The organism is Metabacillus fastidiosus NBRC 101226 (assembly GCF_001591625.1).
Classification (GTDB): domain Bacteria; phylum Bacillota; class Bacilli; order Bacillales; family Bacillaceae; genus Metabacillus; species Metabacillus fastidiosus.
Genome location: NZ_BCVG01000078.1, coordinates 1 through 18,157 on the forward strand (window position 1 = coordinate 1; position 18,157 = coordinate 18,157).

Below are 18,157 nucleotides of genomic sequence, written 5' to 3' on the forward strand. Positions count from 1 at the left end.
TTTAAAACGGCTAAGATCAGGCGTAACTTCTATCCAACTTTCTTTAGTTGCTTCATCATAAAAAGATTTTAAATGATAAATGACCCAGCCTTTTGGCTCTTCAGGTGCATTACTCGCTAAAGAAGATTTTCCTCCATAAAATTGTCTAGCTACTGTGATTTCTTTCTCTATTCCTTTCTCCATGTCCTCCATAAATTGTAGAATTTCATCCCTATTTGCACTTTTTACCTCTTCTTCAACAGCATTATAATCTATAAATGACTGTATTATAGGTAAAGTTACAATGATAACTATGACTGACATGCTGACAATAACTAACATTATACTACTGATTATCACCATTTTCTTTGTCATTCAATTTCCTCCATCCCTACAAAATATGGATTTTCTATATACATAGATTTGCTATGTATTATGATATAATAAAATACCAAATTTTTCAATTAATTCCATCGAATCATTCCTAAATTAATCTGTTCGTTAGTAAAATAAGAACACCTGATTAAACAAGATTTTTTATCATATTTTATTAATAATTATCAATCTTTTTTTAAAACGATCGAACTTTGTTATAAATTACCAATCTTTTTTTAAAAAGCAACATCAGTTCTAGTTAAGATAATTGACATTTTAAGTAGTAAATGTCAATTACGTTATTTAATTTTGGATATAATATACTTCACTACATTAAAAAATATAACAATAAAGTTGTTTAAAAATCTAAGTTTTATTCAAGAATAGCGTCCTATAATGGAATAACACATTAGTTTCTATTAGCTGGTTTAGCTGAATGTTATATAACGGAAGGTTCATGATATAATTATTATAGATAATCGCTTACAGAAACAAAGCAATATAAAGTAGCTATTCTGAAAATTAAATCTCTTAAGAGGTGATGAAAGTTGACAATGGATAAGAAAAAATCAATTAGTAAAGAACAAACTATTTTTAATCACATTGGAAATAAAATCAAAACGGAAGATAGAGAAATTAATATAATGGCTAGATTAGAAGAACCACTAATAGTAATTTTAGGAAATGTTTTGAGTGACGAAGAATGTGACGAACTAATTAGATTGTCAAAAGACAAAATGAATCGTTCCAAAATTGGAGCTACACATGAAGTAAATGAGATAAGAACAAGTAGTAGTATGTATTTTCAAGAAAATGAAAATGACATCATTACCAAAATTGAAAAAAGAATATCATCTATTATGAATATACCCATTGAACATGGAGAGGGTATTCAAATTCTTAAATATACTCCTGGTCAAGAGTATAAAGCTCATTTTGATTTTTTTACATCTTCAAGTAAAGCAATAACAAATAATAGAATTAGCACAATCGTCATGTACTTAAATGATGTGGAACATGGGGGAGAAACTTTTTTTCCTAAACTAAATTTTTCAGTATCCCCACAAAAAGGAATGGCTGTTTATTTCGAATATTTCTATAACGATCAAAACATAAACGAACTAACTTTACATGGTGGAGCGCCAGTTATAACTGGTGAAAAATGGGTTGCAACACAATGGATGAGAAGACAAAAATAGTATATTTTTCACTTGAATTCTTTCGTTCCAAGACGGATACATCCTCTCAAAAGTCATTGTAGGGGTCCTGCCGACAAAACGCGGATATCGTATATTATCAAGACCTAAATTGTAAAAAATCATAAAAAATAAAGGGTGATACATATTAGTCATGTATAATATGTACCACCCTTTTACTTCTTGTTCAACAAACGCGCCCGTTAGCTGAATAAGAAAGTAACTCTGCTTTTTATTTTATTGTACAATAAACTATTTTTTCGATGTAAAGTCCTATCTCACTTTTATGTTCTTTATTTTGGGATGATACCTAGCAATCTTCTACCCATTAGCCATATTGCAAGACCAGTTCCCCACAAGATCAGGGCAGAGCCAAAGCCTACTACAGACATAAATGTATTGATCTGATGTTCGCCCAGTGTGATTTTTGCAGGTACAAATAGCCATGTAATAATAGCAAGTAAACAAAGGAGTGCGCCTGTAAAATAATAGAGTCTGACTTGGAAAAGAGGAGCCAATGGGAGAAAATGAACACCGACAATAATAGCTACTACGACAGGTATAAGTTCAGAGTGACGAGTAACGTTACTGACAGCAATTCTCGCGAAGCGCGTATTAATGAATCACCGCCGATGAACAGTGCTATACCTATGGCAAAAGCCATAACTAACAATAATGGAACTCCCGATCCTTGCAATCCCATAATTCCTGTGTACGCCCATAGGGTACCGAAAAACGCCATAAAAAATACACCAGATGCCGTTCCGCGTACTGCGGCACCAGGAATAGTTTTTGATGTTTGTGTCATAAATAAAATCCTCCTTTCAACCTAAATATGTGTTCATTACAACCGCATATCAGCCTACATTAGTATTAGGTTTAGTTCATTCGGAAAAAAATCCTGTGTATCAAAGGATTTTTGATCAAACTTTATTATAAACGATCAGACTTTTTATAAATGATCGAACTTTATTTCAAAGCTACATGATACGACCTCTGTAAAGAATGAGCTTAAAACACCTACTTTGTATAAAGAGAATAAAGTCACTTAATTTTATCTTTATAAAGCCAATACCCTTTCTTCTTACTTGAATTGCGGTCGGCTAATAAGCGGAACGTTTCTCCAAAATAACGAAATTGAACAAAGCCTGAACGAAAAGTAAAATATAAGCCGAGACCGATAAGAAGATAGATAAGTAAATGAGACCATAGCAGCGTGTTTCCAAATGAAGTAAAGCTTTATAAAAATTTCATTGATGTTTACTCCTTCCTAAAAATAAAAGCATTTACATACTAATATTTCAGTGTAATAGGTTTTAAGATTAGAAAGAAACGGGTAATATCGACAAACAACTCTCTTTTCAAAATAGAAATATTGGTTTAAAATAGAAATATTCATGAAGAAAGGGGTGATCGATTGAAACGTCCTGTTTTATTTAAATCGTTAATGATGTTTTTTGCCATCATGATTAGTTTCAATATTGCTTCGATTCCCCACTCAATGAAAGCAGTTAGTCACGGGAAATTTGTTCTCGAAGATAATACTGCGTCAGCTTCTGTTCATGCTGAAGAGCAAAAAGGAAAGCATCTGGACTTAAGCGGGGTGCTTCAGAGTAAGGTGCTAATAAATTTAGTACTGATGGTCTTCTTTACGACGCTCTTATGTTCATCCAATATAAGACGCATGTTAAAGCATTTCCTTTACTCTGTATATTACCAGTCATCCTATTTTTCTAAATTATCATTTACCTTAACTTTAAAATGATAATTTAGGAGGTTGTTCATATGATGTTCTGGTTAAGATTAATTCCTGTTGTATTTTTTTCGTTTTCAGCGATTAGCTTGTTTATGTATCAGGGAATTGAGATTTTTAATGCGGTAACTGACTATTTTAATAACAAGAAATAACAAAAGAGGACTAGATCCGAAAACGGATCAGTCCTCTTTTTTATTAAGCAGCCAGGTATTTATTACTTGTCCTGATTTTTGTTCATCAATAACGAAGGAGCCGTTACTGTAGCGGTCGCTGTTTCTTAATGTAGAAACGTCTACCTGCTGAATATCTCCCTTTTTTGTTTCCAGGAAAAAGGCTGACTGGTTATTAGCAATCTCCGCTCCAACTATCCGATGCGGGTTCGATTTTAATTCTCTTAATATGACGAGACCACGGTTAGCCCGTGATGATTTTTCAAATTCATGGAGTGCCATTCTTTTGACGGCACCGCGCTGTGTAGCAATTACTATCGTTGCTTTTTGTTCATCTTTTGCGATGATTTTACCGCTTATGACATAATCATCTGGCTTTAAGTTAATTCCTTTCACACCTGCAGCCCTTGGACCGATTGGGCTTACTTCTTCTTCTGAGAATAAAAGAGCATAGCCTCCGTGAGTGAAAAGGAAAATATGATCAGTGCCGCTTGTTTTATGAACATTAACTAGTTCATCATCGTTTTTTACGTTAATCGCAACGAGAGGCTTTGAATATCTCTGTGCTTTATACAATTTTAATTCTGATTTTTTTATCATCCCATTTTTCGTTACAAAAACGAGGAATGCTTCTTCCGTAAAATCTTTTACCGGTACAGCTGTTATGATCGATTCATTCCGTTCAAGAGGAATGATGTTTGCAATATGCTGGCCAAGCTCTTTCCATCGTATATCAGGAAGTTCGTGAACCGGGCAGTATAAATAATTTCCTTTGTTCGTAAATAGCAGCAGCACATCGGTCGTATTCATCTCATATTGGGTAAGCAGCCTGTCGGTTTCCTTCATTCCGAAATCCTGTCCGTTTGATGCGGCAAAGGATCTCTGGCTTGTCCGTTTCACATAACCGTCTTTCGTGACAGTAACAATGACATCTTCAGAGGCGATCATTACTTCAAGATTGATTTTTATTTCTTCAATTTCCGCTTCAATCTTTGTTCTACGCTCATCCGCATATGTTTTCTTTATTTTCCTTAAATCTGTTTTTATTACTTGGAATAATACTTTTTCATCGCTTAAAATAGCGGTTAATTCATTTATCTTTTTCTCAAGCTCTGCTGCTTCCTTCTGCAATGCTGTAATATCTGTATTCGTTAAACGGTAAAGCTGCAGGGAAACGATTGCTTCCGCCTGAGGATCTGTAAAAGCATATTGCGCGATCAAATTGTCTTTTGCATTTCTTTTATCTTTAGACGCACGGATTGTCGCGATAACCTCATCAAGAATCGATAATGCTTTCATCAAACCTTCTACAATATGTTCACGCTCACGTGCTTTTCTAAGCTCATAATTAGAACGGTTCGTGACAACCTGCTTTTGATGGTCAATATAAGCATCTAAAATATTCGTCAGGCTCATTAATTTCGGTCGGCGATTATAAATAGCAACCATATTGAAATTATATGGGATTTGTAAATCACTATTTTTATATAAATAATGCAGGACACCTTCAGCATGAGCATCTTTTTTCAGCTCAACGACGATGCGTAAGCCGGTACGGTCTGTTTCATCACGCACTTCCGCAATTCCCTCGACTTTTCGTTCTAAGCGGAACTCATCCATTCGTTTCACTAAATTTGCTTTATTTACTTCAAATGGAATTTCTGTGATGACAATTTGTTGTTTGCCGCCACGGATATTTTCGATCTCTGCTTTTCCTCGGATAATAATACGGCCTTTACCTGTTTCATATGCCTTTTTAATACCGTCCACACCTTGAATAATTCCTCCAGTCGGAAAATCAGGACCGCTGACGAACTTCATTAATTCATCTACAGTACAGGACGGTTTATCGATTCGTTTAATAACTGCATCAATTACTTCGCCTAAATGATGCGGTGGGATTTCCGTTGCATAACCTGCTGATATACCAGTTGAACCGTTTACGAGCAGGTTCGGAAACATTGCCGGCAAAACGAGCGGTTCCATACTCGTATCATCAAAGTTTGAAACGAATTCGACGGTTTCTTTATCAATATCTTGCAAAAGCTCTGAAGCAATTGCTGATAATCTTGCCTCTGTATAACGCATCGCTGCAGGAGGGTCACCGTCAATGCTTCCGTTATTTCCATGCATTTGAATAAGCACATTGCGCACTTTCCAATCCTGGCTCATTCGCACCATTGCTTCATATACAGATGTATCCCCGTGTGGATGATAGTTACCGATTACATTCCCGACTGTTTTTGCTGATTTTCGGTAGCCTTTTTCATTCGTATTGCCTTCCACATACATTGCATACAATATTCTTCTTTGTACGGGTTTTAGACCGTCACGTGCATCAGGCAGTGCACGGTCTTGAATAATGTACTTGCTGTAGCGTCCGAAACGGTCACCAAGCACATCTTCAAGAGGCAGTTCACGAAATTTTTCTACATGTTCTCCCAAAAGTTATACCCCTCTCTTTAGACCGACAAATGTTCATTTTCTAAAATATTCGTTTCATCATCAAGCCCGAATGCAACATTATTTTCTATCCATTTTCTGCGCGGCTCTACTTTATCTCCCATTAATGTTGTAACACGTCTTTCTGCACGTGCAATATCATCAATTTTCACTCTTATCAGTGTTCTTGTTTCAGGATTCATTGTCGTTTCCCATAATTGATCAGCATTCATTTCTCCAAGTCCTTTATAACGCTGAATCATATAGCCTTTTCCTACTTTAGCTGTTGCGCCTTTTAATTCCTCATCAGACCAGGCATATTCAATTATTTCATTCTTTCCAGTTCCTTTACTTACCTTGTATAAAGGAGGCAGGGCGATAAATACTTTCCCCGCTTCGATTAACGGCTTCATATAACGGTAAAAGAACGTCAGCAGCAGTACTTGTATATGTGCACCGTCCGTATCAGCATCTGTCATAATGATTACTTTATCATAGTTAATATCATCTACAGTAAACTCAGTACCGACATCCCCGCCAATCGCGTGAATGATCGTGTTGATTTCCTCATTTTTTAAAATATCGGCAAGCTTTGCTTTTTCTGTATTAATTACTTTTCCTCGAAGCGGAAGAACAGCTTGGAAGCGGCGGTCCCGTCCTTGTTTCGCTGATCCGCCGGCTGAATCCCCTTCGACTAAGTATAATTCGTTTTTAAGCGGGTTACGTGACTGTGCTGGCGTTAACTTTCCGCTAAGGGATGTTTCTGAACGCTTTCTCTTTTTCCCGCTTCTAGCCTCTTCCCGAGCCTTCCTTGCTGCTTCTCTCGCTTGGAATGCTTTAATTGCTTTTTTTACAAGCAATGTGCTTATGTCCGGGTTTTCTTCAAAGAAGTAAGCGAGATTTTCTGTTAAGACTGCGTCAACGATAGATCTTGCTTCACTTGTCCCAAGCTTGCTTTTCGTCTGTCCTTCGAATTGAAGCAGTTCTTCAGGAATTCTTACAGAAATAATCGCTGATAAACCTTCACGAATATCTGTACCTTCCAGGTTCTTATCTTTTTCTTTTAATAGATTAGATTTCCTTGCATATTCGTTAAAGGCTCTTGTCATTGCTGTTTTAGAGCCGGCTTCATGTGTTCCGCCGTCTTTTGTACGAACATTATTAACGAAGGAAAGAATGTTTTCAGAATACCCGTCGTTAAACTGAAAAGCAAACTCCACTTCTATCCCGTTCTGTTCGCCTTCAAAAGAAACAACTGGATGAAGAGAATCTTTTTCTTCATTTAAATACTGTACAAATGCTTCAATACCTGTTTCATAATGATACAATTCCCGAACATCATTACGTTCATCGATTAATTCGATTTTTAATCCTTTTAAAAGAAAAGCAGATTCGCGTAAACGCTCGCTTAATGTTTCAAAATTATATGTTGTCGTACTGAATATTTCTTTATCCGGTTTAAAATGGATCGTCGTTCCTGTACGGTTTGTTTTTCCTTTTTTCTCAAGGGTTGTGACAGGTTTTCCACCATTTTCAAAGCGCTGTTCATATGTAAAGCCGCCCCGGTAAATCGTGACGACGAGCCATTCAGATAGAGCATTTACGACAGATGCACCTACACCATGCAGACCACCGCTCGTTTTATACCCGCCTTGTCCAAATTTTCCTCCGGCATGAAGAACCGTCAGAATGACTTCGGCTGTAGGCTTTCCTAATTTATGCATACCAGTCGGCATACCCCGTCCTTTATCTACAACAGAGATACTGTTATCTTTATGTATTTTCACGATGATGTGATCGCCATGTCCAGCTAATACTTCATCGACAGAGTTATCAAGGATCTCATACACAAGATGATGAAGACCTCTAGTATCCGTACTGCCGATATACATTCCAGGACGCTTTCTAACCGCTTCAAGTCCCTCTAAGACCTGAATTGCATCATCGTTATAATCAAATTGCTGTGGTTTTCCCAAAGAAAAATACCCCTTTCACTGAAGCCATCATATCATTTACGGACAAAAAGAACGTATGTTTGTATTCTATCTAAAATAGACAGATTCGGCAACAGTTTTATTCAAATTGAGTAAAAGGTTCATGCTTAATTGTATATGGTAATTCATTTTTCGCAAGTTGTTTATATTTTTAGAAAATAAAAAACCCTTGTAGTGTCAAGGATTTTCCGACTTCGTAAAAGATAATTACTTCGTCAAAGCATGTTCCACTTTTATACAGCGGTCCATAATGACTGTCTTGCCTTTACTTTTTAATAAATCATACGCTTCTTTATTTTCCAGTCCTAATTGTGCCCAAAAAACTGGACAATCAATCGTTAAAAACTCTTCAGCAACTTCTAACAGCTGTTCTGAACGTCTGAAAACATTTACAATATCAACTGGACCTTCAATTTCCTTTAATGATGCTACAGCTTTCACACCGAGTGCTTCTTCAATAGTCGGATTGACAGGAATAATTTCATATCCTGCATTTTGCATCGCTTCACTAACCATATAAGATGTTCGATTTGGCTTATCGGATAAACCAACGACTGCAATTCTCTTGCTGTTTTTTAAAATTTCTCCTAGCTCGGCTCTTGTCGGATATTCCATTGTCCATCGCTCCTTTTCCTTTATTGTAGCAATGATAAAGGATGTTTACAAATTATTTACACCATTTATCATTAAAATGAGTAGATCGTTAAAATTTTATTCTTATATAGCATATGCTTTTACTAACATGATAAAATATAACTTGTTTAGTAAACCATTCATTTAATAAAAGGAGATTGAAATGATTATTGTCATCATTTTTGTACTAGCATATTTACTCGGATCGATACCGTCCGGATTGATCGTTGGGAAAGTTGGTTATGGTATTGATATTAGAGAGCACGGAAGCGGCAATTTAGGAGGAACGAATACATTTCGTACTTTAGGCATTAAAGCGGGATTAATCGTGACAAGTGCCGATATTTTAAAAGGAACATTAGCTGCTTCATTGCCAGTTCTATTTGGACAAACCGATGTGCTGCATCCTCTTCTCGTTGGAATTGTTGCTGTTCTAGGTCATACATACCCTGTTTTCGCTAAATTTAAAGGTGGAAAAGCGGTTGCTACTTCTGCTGGGGTACTGCTTTTTTACAGTCCGCTTTTATTTATAACGATGATTGCTTTCTTTTTCTTAGTCCTTTATCTTTGCAAAATGGTTTCTCTTTCTTCCATGCTTGCAGGTGTATACAGCGTTATATTCAGCTTATTTACAAAAGATGTGCCTCTTATTTTAGTTGTCTCAGCTTTAACTCTTTTCGTTATTTACAGACATCGTTCAAATATTAAACGAATTATGGATAAAACAGAGCCAAAAGTAAAATGGCTTTAAAAGAATAGAGAAACTTAAAATTAGAAACACTGTGCAAGTTATATTATAATTGGCATATAAGAGAGGAGTGCATGATATGGAACTTATCGTTCATGACGAAGCTGTAGCCTGGTACAAAGATGAACTTGACTTGGAAAAGGGAGCTTTTGTCCGCTTTTTCGTCCGATATGGCGGATGCAGCACTGTTCAAAAAGGGTTCTCACTAGGTGTTAAACTGGATGCTCCAAATGCAATTGGTGTAAGTACTGTAAAAGAAGATATTACTTTTTATATCGACGACCATGATCTATGGTATTTTGAAGACAATAATTTAATTGTTAAATATGATGAAAAACTTGGGGAACCGGAATTTCATTACGAAAAATAATAAAAAGCCTGTCGCAAAATAATTTATTTTGGACAGGCTTTTTTATTATTAATACTAGTTTGCAGGATATGTCTTTAAATGTTTAAACTTAATGAGCTCATTTCTGTCGCTGACCCTAATCATAATCTCATCGATCCCATAACTATTATGTAAACCATAATAAGAATATACTTTTACGCCCCGACAATGTCATAAACTTGTTTTATTTTCAAAATTTCCGTATCATAAGCCGTCCATGAAATATCTTTAGATGAACCCTTATAAATTTTATTAATCACTCTATCTATCGATTCACTTATACTTCTTATTAATGAAAAATTTGTCGTTTCGCATAATTATGTATCTGTTTCATTTATATTTTTTGAGTAAACTGTTGGGGCAGAAGTAAGAAAAAGGGTGACAATAATGATATAGATGATTGATTTTTTCATGTAATTAGGTTGTTTTTTGTTGTATGTTTTGTATATTGTTTTATTTTATAGAAAATTAATATTTTTTATGCTATATATAATGTGATTAAATGAAAAAAAACAGAATAATCTGCTTCTTCATTTAATTTTCTTTTCTTTTTCATAAGTTTCATGCCAATCAGGGAAAAACTTTTTTATTTGAATCGGTTTAAATGTTTCTTTCTTTACACATACATGTAATGATTCCGCCTGAACAGATAGTTCACCATCTGGATTATATATTTCATATCCATAACGTATCCGTATCCCGTTATATTCTTCGATCCATGTATGTATCGTTGCCGTTTCCCCGTAATGTAAAGGTTTTTTATAAGAAATAGACAAATCAACAACTGGAGAAATGATACCTTCTTTCTCCATCTCCGCATAGGAAAAGCCTAAGTCCTTAATAAGACCTGTTCTTCCTACTTCCATCCAAATTAAATAATTAGCATGGTAAACGACACCCATTTGATCTGTTTCTGCGTAACGGACTTCAATTTCTTTTTTTGAAATATGCATCGTTTTTCTCCCTTTCATTTATACCTTTTCTATATTATACAATAAAATAAACTAGGCATAGAGTAATTCATTCACTATTCGAAGACTTTCATATTAAAATGCATCTAGAAGTTTATATGATGATATAAAAGGAATAGATTTATTCACTTATGGACATTATTTGTGTATGTGCCATAATAACCAATCTTTCTTTTTGTCAGTCTTACAATTTTTCATGCCTTGATCAAGTTCAAGCAAACTAGCCTGAAACGCTATTTTTTCTATATAATTTTTCTATCTCATAGTTTTTATGTAACTGTGCTTTTTTAGTGTATTCTCATAATTTATTTTATGAGATACAAAGTATTCCAACTCGTTTTTTTAAAACTTAAGATGGCTTTCTATTGCTTTAATCGCATCTTTATTAGAAAAATCCTCTTTTACAATAGCTTTGTGTTCAACACTTAATTTACCAATTTCTTCAAGTAAATATTGTTCGGATTTGTACGTCATTTATAGGTTTTCTTCTATTGCTTCTTTTAACTTTATTAATCGTCCTAGCTGTTTTTCATGCAAAATTTCTTCCTCCCTGTTTTCTTAAGATCGGATAAAGAAAGAAATTTTTATAAAATAAAAACACCCCGTAGGATGCTGTTTACATTTTTGTTTACATAATAAAATTATTTAAACAATTTTTTCTATGATACTCTGGTTTGTATTTTAAAATGATATTAATTAGGAATTCTTTCAGTCTTTTATATTTTCTAAATTAACAATGTCTTCAGTTTCTTCTAATTCTATAGCATGTTAACTTGAAAGATCGTCCTCCCCAAGGAGATGAAGCTTATCTTATAAGATTATTCTTCTTTCTTCTATATAAATAACCTTATATTTATTAATTATAATTTGCTGTGCATATTTGTTCTACACAATCTTTAATAGCGCCAATAACAACTGTTGGCTCTGATAATTGTGGAAAATGCCCGCTTTTTTCAGCGATAATATGTTTGCTGTTTTTTGATAGTGAAAGTAATTCTAACTGATGTTCTATCCGTTTTTTTCGAACTTCCTCTGGCATCATTCGATTTTCTTTTCCACCAGTAATGACAAATACAGGTATTTCGGGAAAAGTATCTATTTCATGAATTTGATTCACAGTTTTTTTCACAAAATTAACTTCATTAAATTGTTTATGCGGAAACAAGGAATCTAACATTGTGAATATCTTATTAATTGTTTTTACTGTATTACCTTGATATTCATTAAGGCTTGTATCTTTCGGATGGCTGGATTCTAAAAAAACAATTCCTGCTGCTTCATTTGGGTAGAGCCGTGCATATAAATTTGCATATAAGCCGCCTAGTGAATGTCCAACTAGTAAAAATGGAGGTTCGAATCCCGCTATTGTTAATGCTTCACGTAAAGTTTCAACAATCGTTATTCCATCTTGGGGTTCTTTAGGTTTATCACTGCCAGTAACACCAAAACGATTATAGGAAAATACTGATGATGATTCCGAAATTTCCGGAAGGATTTTCATCCAGCCTTCTATCGGCCCAGAACCTCCATTAATTAAGACTATATGTGGTTTGCCTTTTCCACTAATATTATATTGTAGCTTTCCTTTTGATGTTTCCATTTTATACTTCTCTATTTTCAATACGTGACACCTCGCTTTATTTCCATCATTTTAACTTTGTTTACGTATGTAATAAGCTGCTGGTTTCATTTATTTTATATAATTTAGTTCACAACTATAAATTATATATTATAGACACTGTTTATAATCATCTATTGAGCATTGAAAATGAGAGTATTCAAGAAGGGTACTTTGAAGTAAGTGAAATTTCGAAGTTTCTTAAGACTGTATATAAATAAGGATTATACCTTGGTAAAAAACTAATGAACGGGTTGGATATGAGGATCTAAAAATAACAATGAGGGGCTACATATATTACAAATAAAATGAAAAAGGATGCTTCCAAAAAGCTAAACGACTTCTTAGAAAACATCCTCTAGTTTAGAAATTCGAAATAAATATTATTAGAAAGTTGTTAATCGTTTATTTAAATCAAGCATAAGCCTGATTTATTCGTTTCGGTATCCATTTTCACGGGCTGCAGCCTCATCGCGGATTTCATTGCGCATTGCGTCAATGCTTTCTTCACGGCGATGGTTTTTTGCTTCGATTCTTCCACGCTCTTCCTCGCTTGCAAATTCCATCGTTTCATGAGCTTTTTCGATGTTTTCAATTGTGTTTTGTACCATATCCTGAAGCTTTTCTACGTTATCAGAGCGGTCATCAGGGTTTGGTTTATTATTATTGTTCATTACTTATTCCCCCTTTGTTTGGATTACTTGTGCATGTTTTCCTGATTTATCCTGCATTTTCTTTCCGTTATTGCCGCCAAATCCTCTTGGTTGCGTCCCCATATGGTTAGGATTAAATTGGGCACGTCTATTATGTTGATTTGCCATTAATATCGCCTCCTCAGTTAAATAGGTTACCCCGAAAAGAAAGGCTTATTACTAGCTAAATTAGTCCAATTTTTTAAGCAGCCGACGTTCCATCCGCTCCTCAATCCGGTTCATCGCTTCCTCATCCTCTAAAAGTGCTTTTTTATTTTCTAAAACGAGTTCTTCAAATGTTTTTTTCTCAAATTTTCTCATCTCTTCACTCCTCCACACAATTAATTTCAGCATTACCAATCAGGAGTCAATATAAACAAAAAAAGCCTTATAAGGAAGGCTCTCGATTTATTCTTTCGCAAATAATTCCATTTGTTCATATGATACCCCGCCAATGCGGACGTTTGTAATAATTCCTTTCTCGTCAATAAAATAAGATGTCGGCAAGCCTATCACTTCATATTGAGTGTTAACATTATCTTCTTTATCAAGCGCAATCGGGAACGTAAGATTATATTTATTAATGAACTGATTAACAGTATTAAGGTTTTTCTCACGGCTCGTTTTATTAACAGCTAAAATAACAACATCATTGCCATATATTTTATGAATTTTTTCCATATCAGGCATCTCTTCCTTACATGGTCCACACCATGTTCCCCAGAAGTTAAGAAATACTTTTTTCCCTTCAAAATCAGATAAGTTAACTGTTTTTCCATCCAATGTTTCTAATTCAAAATCAGGTGCTTTACTGCCAAGCTCTGCCGCAACTTTCGGTTCTTTCGGACTAACAAAGCTCCAAACAGCATATCCGACTAAAAAAATAAGAAGACCGATCGCAAGAATCTTTTTCATTATGTACCTCCTCTGCTACTTATTTTCATTTAATCATGGAAAGCTGAAAAGAACAACGGATAAGATTTGTCTAATTGTTAAAAAGGGATTATCGATATGAACAGTGTTTACTTTTCATTATACATTTTCACTATAAAACATTCATTGCAACTTGCTCTTATCCCTGTACAGGTCGTGAGAACGTCAAGCTTATTGTTTCGAATTGTACAGCTGAACTCCTGGCATACCATATTCTCTATTTTCGGGCAGTAAGCTTTCACTCTTTTTGTATAATTTTTCATATAGATAACCACCTTTTTCCTGTCTGCTTTTAAATATTTTGTCGAATATTGTATACCCGTTTAAAAAGAGTTCAATCATTATATTGCTTCCATCTATCATTTTATGCCATAAAAACAAAAAAGACCTCTTGCCTGTTAAGCAAAAGGTCTTTTATTAAGAAGATAAGCAGCTTATCCTTTTAATTTATCGCGTAATACCATTTGTAAAATCCCGCCATGACGGTAGTAGTCAATTTCAACTTCACTGTCAAAACGAACTAATACTTCGAATTCTTTCTTCGTTCCGTTTTCATCAACAGCTGTTACTTTAACAAAATCACGTGGTTTTACTGTTTCATCAATTTCAACTGAAACTGTTTCTTTACCAGTTAAACCTAATGTTTCTGCATTTTCGCCGTCTTTGAATTGAAGTGGAAGAACACCCATTAACACTAAGTTACTGCGGTGGATACGCTCGAAGCTTTCAGCGATAACTGTTTTAACACCTAAAAGGTTCGGACCTTTCGCTGCCCAGTCACGAGAGCTTCCCATACCGTAATCCTGTCCTGCGAATACAACTAAGCCTGTACCATTTTCTTTGTACTTCATGCAAGCATCATAAATAGAAGTTACTTCGCCTGTTGGCCAGTAAGTCGTAAATCCGCCTTCTGTACCTGGTGCGATTTGGTTTCTAATACGGATGTTTGCAAATGTACCTCTCATCATTACTTCGTGGTTACCACGGCGTGAACCATATGAGTTGAACTCTCTTGGTGTTACACCGTTCTCTTGTAAGTAACGTCCTGCAGGAGTATCTTTACCGATTGCTCCAGCTGGTGAGATATGGTCAGTCGTTACAGAATCACCGAATTTCGCGATAACACGTAGGTCTTGTAATGCTTCTACCTTACCAGGCTCAGCACTTAAACCTTCAAAGAATGGAGGGTTTTGAATGTATGTTGATTGCTCGTCCCATACGTATAATGCTTCGTCAGTTGTCTCAATTTCGTTCCAGCGTGCATTATCATCAAATACTTTATCATATTCTTTACGGAATAATTCAGGTGTAACTGTTTGTTTCACAACTTCATTTACTTCATCAGTTGTTGGCCAGATGTCTTTTAAGTACACATCATTGCCGTCTTTATCTTTCCCTAGTACATCGCTTTGAAGGTCAATATTAACCGTTCCTGCAAGAGCATATGCCACAACAAGCGGTGGTGATGCTAAGTAGTTACCTTTTACAAGCGGGTGGATACGTCCTTCAAAGTTACGGTTACCAGATAAAACAGATGTAATTAATAAATCGTTTTTCGCAACAGCTTCTTCAATTTCATCTGCTAAAGGACCTGAGTTACCGATACAAGTCGTACAGCCGTAACCAACTGTGTTAAAGCCAAGTTCATTTAAATACGGAAGAAGTCCAGAATTTTCTAAATATCCTGTTACTACTTTTGAACCAGGTGCTAAAGATGTTTTCACATATTTAGGAACTGTTAATCCTTTTTCAGTCGCTTTTTTCGCAACTAAACCAGCACCGACTAATACATAAGGGTTTGATGTATTTGTACAGCTCGTAATTGCCGCAATCGCAACCGCACCTGTTTTCATTTGTACTTCTTCACCGTCATTAAATTTAACAGTAATTTCTTTATTGATCTCGTCAGAATCTAATCCAAATCCTTGGTTTCCGGCTGGTGCAACTACTTGCTCATTGAATGTTTCTTTCATTGCAGTAAGCGGAATTAAGTCTTGTGGACGTTTAGGACCAGAAAGGTTTGCTTCAATTTCTGATAAGTCGATTTCAATTACTTTTGTGAAGATTGGATCTTCATTTTCCGGAGTAAAGAATAGACCGTTCGCTTTGCTGTATTCAGCAACAACTTCAATATGTTCTTCGTCACGTCCTGTTAAGCGCATGTATGATAATGATTCATCATCAACTGGGAAGAATCCGCAAGTTGCACCGTATTCAGGAGCCATGTTTGCGATTGTTGCGCGGTCTGCAAGCGGTAATTTTGCTACACCAGGACCGAAGAATTCAACGAATTTACCAACAACACCTTGTGCACGAAGTACTTGTGTTACTTTTAACGCTAAGTCTGTTGCTGTCGTTCCGTTTGGCAGTTCATTTGTTAATTTAACACCGATAACTTCAGGCACTGGGAAATATGATGGCTGTCCAAGCATTCCTGCTTCCGCTTCGATACCACCTACACCCCATCCTAATACACCGATACCGTTGATCATTGTAGTATGAGAGTCCGTACCTACTAATGAATCCGGGAATGTTTCAAATTCGCCATTTTCATTTTCCACAGCATGTACAACACTTGCTAAATACTCTAAGTTTACTTGGTGAACGATACCTGTTGCCGGTGGTACAGCACGGTAATTATCAAATGATTTCTGTGCCCAGCTAAGGAATTTATATCGCTCTGCATTACGCTCAAATTCAAGCTCCATATTAAATTGCAGCGCATCCGCTGTACCAGCTCTATCTACTTGTACAGAGTGGTCAACAACAAGATCAACTGGAATTTCAGGATTGATTTTATCAGGATTTCCACCAAGGTCAGCCATTGCTTTTCTTAATGAAGCTAAGTCAACGACAGCTGGAACACCTGTGAAGTCCTGTAAGATAACACGTGACGGCTTAAATGGCACATCAACGTCTTTTTGTTCGTTCGTTCCCCATTTAGCTAGGTTTTCAACATGTTCTTTCGTAATAACTCTGCCGTCAACTTGACGAAGGACAGATTCCAATAGAACTTTAATTGAATAAGGTAAACGAGAAACTTGACCGATACCAGCATCTTCTAATGCTTGTAATGAGTAATAATTATACGTTTTTCCGTTCACATTAAAGCTTTTTCTCGCTTTAAAAACATCTTCTTTTATTTGTTTTTGTTGATTAGACAATCAGTTCTCCTCCTTTAAAAAGATCGACTCTTGTCGAAGGATCAGTTTTCCCCATTTTAAAACTTCTCACAGTATATCTTAATACAAGTATTAATATAAGTAAATAACTATGATTTATTGATTAAAGTCAAGAATTTTGTCTTTTTTTCGATAACACATAAGGTTACTTACATATGTCGATATTTAAAAGCCATAATACTGCATATGGGGGTGTTTTCAAATGGCAAAACGAAGAGCAAATCACGTAAGAGCTGGAATGAATAATGCCGATGCACAAGGCGTTGGTGCAGGATATAATGAAGAAATGCAAAACGAGCCTTTGACAGCGGCACAAAGACAAAATAATAAAAAGCGCAAAAAGAATCAATAAGCTGTTTCACATAAAAAAACGACGGCAAACCCGTCGTTTTTTATTAATTTACTTCATTTATAATTCCTTCAAGATCGCGCTGGTATTGTTCCAGTCTTGCTCTTTGAGTTTCTGAAGCATTTTCAAGCGCATTTTCAATTTGCTGGTACGCTTCATTCACTTCCTGTTTTAAATGTTTAAGCTGGCTGCCATAATCAGCAGAGTCTTTTACAATATTCTCATACACATCAAATGCTTCCTTTGCTCCTTGCTGCGCCGCTTGAAATGATTGCTGTTTATTTTTGTTATAAGGCAATGGAATGACACCCGCTTTCTTATATTTGAACATACTAACAATTATTGTTTTTCCTTAATTGTTAGATTCACTTTAGCTTTTCACGCCTTATTAAAAATATTCTTGAAAAGAAAGAATGTTTTCTTGTCATTATCCTCAACCTATTTTAAAAAGGAGGGATTTATAATGGTTAATAAAAACGACAGCAAAGACATGAGAAAAAACGCGCCAAAGGGAAATAACCCGGGTCAGCCTGAGCCTTTAAGCGGTTCTAAAAAAGTGAAAAACCGCAATCATACAAGACAGAAGAACAACGCTGGACATGATATGTAAGATTCAGACTTGCCTACTGGCAGGTCTTCTTTTTATCCCAGCCTTAACGGGCAGTAAGACCCCCACTTCAAAATTCTGAGGATTCGAGGAAGTGAAGTGGAAGATCAACTGCCCATAAAGG

The 18,157-nt window shown here is 35.5% G+C and carries 22 protein-coding genes and 3 pseudogenes; 7 read left to right on the forward strand and 18 right to left on the reverse strand.

What is annotated here, in order from left to right; all coding sequences use genetic code 11:
• Positions 1 to 354: pseudogene (locus BFA01S_RS15860) on the reverse strand (hypothetical protein); the annotation flags it as partial.
• Between the two features lie 554 nt (positions 355 to 908).
• On the opposite strand from BFA01S_RS15860, the gene BFA01S_RS15865 reads away from it, so the two are divergent.
• Positions 909 to 1,553 (forward strand): 2OG-Fe(II) oxygenase, encoded by a 645-nt coding sequence (locus BFA01S_RS15865; protein ID WP_066232787.1) that lies wholly within the window; start codon positions 909 to 911, stop codon positions 1,551 to 1,553.
• 290 nt (positions 1,554 to 1,843) lie between these two features.
• Here BFA01S_RS15865 and BFA01S_RS23760 read toward each other — a convergent pair whose 3' ends face one another.
• The 3 genes and pseudogenes from BFA01S_RS23760 to BFA01S_RS23690 all read right to left on the reverse strand — a co-directional run.
• Positions 1,844 to 2,170, reverse strand: coding sequence for a DUF7010 family protein (locus tag BFA01S_RS23760; protein WP_430623440.1), 327 nt, complete (start codon positions 2,168 to 2,170; stop codon positions 1,844 to 1,846).
• Positions 2,101 to 2,358 (reverse strand): hypothetical protein, encoded by a 258-nt coding sequence (locus tag BFA01S_RS23340; RefSeq protein ID WP_066232736.1) that lies wholly within the window; start codon positions 2,356 to 2,358, stop codon positions 2,101 to 2,103. The genes BFA01S_RS23760 and BFA01S_RS23340 overlap by 70 nt, the downstream gene beginning before the upstream one ends.
• A gap of 269 nt (positions 2,359 to 2,627) precedes the next feature.
• Positions 2,628 to 2,771: pseudogene (locus BFA01S_RS23690) on the reverse strand (alanine:cation symporter family protein); the annotation flags it as partial.
• A 196-nt stretch (positions 2,772 to 2,967) separates the two neighbouring features.
• On the opposite strand from BFA01S_RS23690, the gene BFA01S_RS15880 reads away from it, so the two are divergent.
• Both BFA01S_RS15880 and BFA01S_RS23495 read left to right on the forward strand, forming a co-directional pair.
• Positions 2,968 to 3,315, forward strand: coding sequence for a hypothetical protein (locus tag BFA01S_RS15880; protein WP_066232739.1), 348 nt, complete (start codon positions 2,968 to 2,970; stop codon positions 3,313 to 3,315).
• Between the two features lie 20 nt (positions 3,316 to 3,335).
• The gene (locus BFA01S_RS23495; RefSeq protein ID WP_268874880.1) at positions 3,336 to 3,458 is read left to right on the forward strand and encodes a hypothetical protein; all 123 of its coding nucleotides are present in this window, start codon (positions 3,336 to 3,338) and stop codon (positions 3,456 to 3,458) included.
• Positions 3,459 to 3,485: 27 nt separating this feature from the next.
• Here the strand turns inward: BFA01S_RS23495 and parC are convergent, their stop codons facing one another.
• From parC to BFA01S_RS15895, 3 genes are all read right to left on the reverse strand, one after another.
• Positions 3,486 to 5,921 carry a DNA topoisomerase IV subunit A gene (gene parC / locus BFA01S_RS15885; RefSeq protein WP_066232743.1) on the reverse strand — a complete coding sequence of 812 codons (2,436 nt, stop codon included), beginning with the start codon at positions 5,919 to 5,921 and terminating at the stop codon, positions 3,486 to 3,488.
• 17 nt (positions 5,922 to 5,938) lie between these two features.
• The gene (parE, locus tag BFA01S_RS15890) at positions 5,939 to 7,894 is read right to left on the reverse strand and encodes a DNA topoisomerase IV subunit B (RefSeq protein ID WP_066232745.1); all 1,956 of its coding nucleotides are present in this window, start codon (positions 7,892 to 7,894) and stop codon (positions 5,939 to 5,941) included.
• Between the two features lie 225 nt (positions 7,895 to 8,119).
• Positions 8,120 to 8,527: a CoA-binding protein gene (locus BFA01S_RS15895; RefSeq protein ID WP_066232747.1), complete on the reverse strand. Its 408-nt coding sequence runs from the start codon at positions 8,525 to 8,527 to the stop codon at positions 8,120 to 8,122.
• Between the two features lie 181 nt (positions 8,528 to 8,708).
• Between BFA01S_RS15895 and plsY the strand changes: the two genes are divergently transcribed.
• Positions 8,709 to 9,296, forward strand: coding sequence for a glycerol-3-phosphate 1-O-acyltransferase PlsY (gene plsY, locus BFA01S_RS15900; RefSeq protein WP_066232750.1), 588 nt, complete (start codon positions 8,709 to 8,711; stop codon positions 9,294 to 9,296).
• 76 nt (positions 9,297 to 9,372) lie between these two features.
• The gene (locus tag BFA01S_RS15905) at positions 9,373 to 9,663 is read left to right on the forward strand and encodes a HesB/YadR/YfhF family protein (RefSeq protein WP_066232753.1); all 291 of its coding nucleotides are present in this window, start codon (positions 9,373 to 9,375) and stop codon (positions 9,661 to 9,663) included.
• A gap of 54 nt (positions 9,664 to 9,717) precedes the next feature.
• Here BFA01S_RS15905 and BFA01S_RS23695 read toward each other — a convergent pair.
• The 10 genes and pseudogenes from BFA01S_RS23695 to acnA form a co-directional block, all read right to left on the reverse strand.
• Positions 9,718 to 9,828 (reverse strand): annotated as a pseudogene (locus BFA01S_RS23695) (hypothetical protein); the annotation flags it as partial.
• 383 nt (positions 9,829 to 10,211) lie between these two features.
• On the reverse strand, positions 10,212 to 10,634 hold the full coding sequence (locus BFA01S_RS15910; protein WP_066232757.1) for an acyl-CoA thioesterase: 423 nt from the start codon (positions 10,632 to 10,634) through the stop codon (positions 10,212 to 10,214).
• A 360-nt stretch (positions 10,635 to 10,994) separates the two neighbouring features.
• Complete coding sequence (locus BFA01S_RS23500) at positions 10,995 to 11,126, reverse strand: hypothetical protein (protein ID WP_268874882.1); 132 nt, start codon at positions 11,124 to 11,126, stop codon at positions 10,995 to 10,997.
• A 382-nt stretch (positions 11,127 to 11,508) separates the two neighbouring features.
• Complete coding sequence (locus BFA01S_RS15915) at positions 11,509 to 12,273, reverse strand: alpha/beta fold hydrolase (protein ID WP_066232760.1); 765 nt, start codon at positions 12,271 to 12,273, stop codon at positions 11,509 to 11,511.
• Between the two features lie 428 nt (positions 12,274 to 12,701).
• Entirely contained in the window at positions 12,702 to 12,944 is a 243-nt protein-coding gene (gene tlp, locus BFA01S_RS15920; RefSeq protein WP_066232763.1) for a small acid-soluble spore protein Tlp, read from the reverse strand.
• Between the two features lie 3 nt (positions 12,945 to 12,947).
• Positions 12,948 to 13,091: an acid-soluble spore protein N gene (locus BFA01S_RS15925; RefSeq protein WP_066232766.1), complete on the reverse strand. Its 144-nt coding sequence runs from the start codon at positions 13,089 to 13,091 to the stop codon at positions 12,948 to 12,950.
• A 60-nt stretch (positions 13,092 to 13,151) separates the two neighbouring features.
• Positions 13,152 to 13,283 carry an FbpB family small basic protein gene (locus tag BFA01S_RS22045; RefSeq protein WP_082800031.1) on the reverse strand — a complete coding sequence of 44 codons (132 nt, stop codon included), beginning with the start codon at positions 13,281 to 13,283 and terminating at the stop codon, positions 13,152 to 13,154.
• Between the two features lie 87 nt (positions 13,284 to 13,370).
• Positions 13,371 to 13,877 carry a redoxin domain-containing protein gene (locus tag BFA01S_RS15930; RefSeq protein ID WP_066232769.1) on the reverse strand — a complete coding sequence of 169 codons (507 nt, stop codon included), beginning with the start codon at positions 13,875 to 13,877 and terminating at the stop codon, positions 13,371 to 13,373.
• Between the two features lie 189 nt (positions 13,878 to 14,066).
• Positions 14,067 to 14,276 carry a hypothetical protein gene (locus tag BFA01S_RS15935; RefSeq protein WP_066232772.1) on the reverse strand — a complete coding sequence of 70 codons (210 nt, stop codon included), beginning with the start codon at positions 14,274 to 14,276 and terminating at the stop codon, positions 14,067 to 14,069.
• A 53-nt stretch (positions 14,277 to 14,329) separates the two neighbouring features.
• Complete coding sequence (acnA, locus tag BFA01S_RS15940) at positions 14,330 to 17,059, reverse strand: aconitate hydratase AcnA (RefSeq protein ID WP_066232775.1); 2,730 nt, start codon at positions 17,057 to 17,059, stop codon at positions 14,330 to 14,332.
• Positions 17,060 to 17,279: 220 nt separating this feature from the next.
• Here acnA and sspO point away from each other — a divergent pair, with 220 nt between their 5' ends.
• A complete protein-coding gene (gene sspO, locus BFA01S_RS15945; protein ID WP_066232777.1) occupies positions 17,280 to 17,429 on the forward strand; it encodes a small acid-soluble spore protein SspO in 150 nt (49 codons plus the stop codon).
• A 43-nt stretch (positions 17,430 to 17,472) separates the two neighbouring features.
• Here the strand turns inward: sspO and BFA01S_RS15950 are convergent, their stop codons facing one another.
• Positions 17,473 to 17,724, reverse strand: a complete 252-nt coding sequence (locus BFA01S_RS15950; RefSeq protein ID WP_066232780.1) for a hypothetical protein — start codon at positions 17,722 to 17,724, stop codon at positions 17,473 to 17,475.
• Positions 17,725 to 17,889: 165 nt separating this feature from the next.
• Here BFA01S_RS15950 and BFA01S_RS15955 point away from each other — a divergent pair, with 165 nt between their 5' ends.
• The gene (locus BFA01S_RS15955) at positions 17,890 to 18,036 is read left to right on the forward strand and encodes a small acid-soluble spore protein P (RefSeq protein WP_066232782.1); all 147 of its coding nucleotides are present in this window, start codon (positions 17,890 to 17,892) and stop codon (positions 18,034 to 18,036) included.
• Positions 18,037 to 18,157 lie beyond the last annotated feature (121 nt).

Bases quoted from the DNA above. Each gene is read 5' to 3' on its own strand.
- BFA01S_RS15865 (WP_066232787.1), top strand. From the start codon at position 909: ATGGATAAGAAAAAATCAATTAGTAAAGAACAAACTATTTTTAATCAC.
- BFA01S_RS23340 (WP_066232736.1), bottom strand. From the start codon at position 2,358: ATGACACAAACATCAAAAACTATTCCTGGTGCCGCAGTACGCGGAACG.
- BFA01S_RS23495 (WP_268874880.1), top strand. From the start codon at position 3,336: ATGATGTTCTGGTTAAGATTAATTCCTGTTGTATTTTTTTCGTTTTCA.
- BFA01S_RS15895 (WP_066232747.1), bottom strand. From the start codon at position 8,527: ATGGAATATCCGACAAGAGCCGAGCTAGGAGAAATTTTAAAAAACAGC.
- plsY (WP_066232750.1), top strand. From the start codon at position 8,709: ATGATTATTGTCATCATTTTTGTACTAGCATATTTACTCGGATCGATA.
- BFA01S_RS15905 (WP_066232753.1), top strand. From the start codon at position 9,373: ATGGAACTTATCGTTCATGACGAAGCTGTAGCCTGGTACAAAGATGAA.
- BFA01S_RS15910 (WP_066232757.1), bottom strand. From the start codon at position 10,634: ATGCATATTTCAAAAAAAGAAATTGAAGTCCGTTACGCAGAAACAGAT.
- BFA01S_RS23500 (WP_268874882.1), bottom strand. From the start codon at position 11,126: ATGACGTACAAATCCGAACAATATTTACTTGAAGAAATTGGTAAATTA.
- tlp (WP_066232763.1), bottom strand. From the start codon at position 12,944: ATGAACAATAATAATAAACCAAACCCTGATGACCGCTCTGATAACGTA.
- BFA01S_RS15925 (WP_066232766.1), bottom strand. From the start codon at position 13,091: ATGGCAAATCAACATAATAGACGTGCCCAATTTAATCCTAACCATATG.
- BFA01S_RS22045 (WP_082800031.1), bottom strand. From the start codon at position 13,283: ATGAGAAAATTTGAGAAAAAAACATTTGAAGAACTCGTTTTAGAAAAT.
- BFA01S_RS15930 (WP_066232769.1), bottom strand. From the start codon at position 13,877: ATGAAAAAGATTCTTGCGATCGGTCTTCTTATTTTTTTAGTCGGATAT.
- sspO (WP_066232777.1), top strand. From the start codon at position 17,280: ATGGCAAAACGAAGAGCAAATCACGTAAGAGCTGGAATGAATAATGCC.
- BFA01S_RS15955 (WP_066232782.1), top strand. From the start codon at position 17,890: ATGGTTAATAAAAACGACAGCAAAGACATGAGAAAAAACGCGCCAAAG.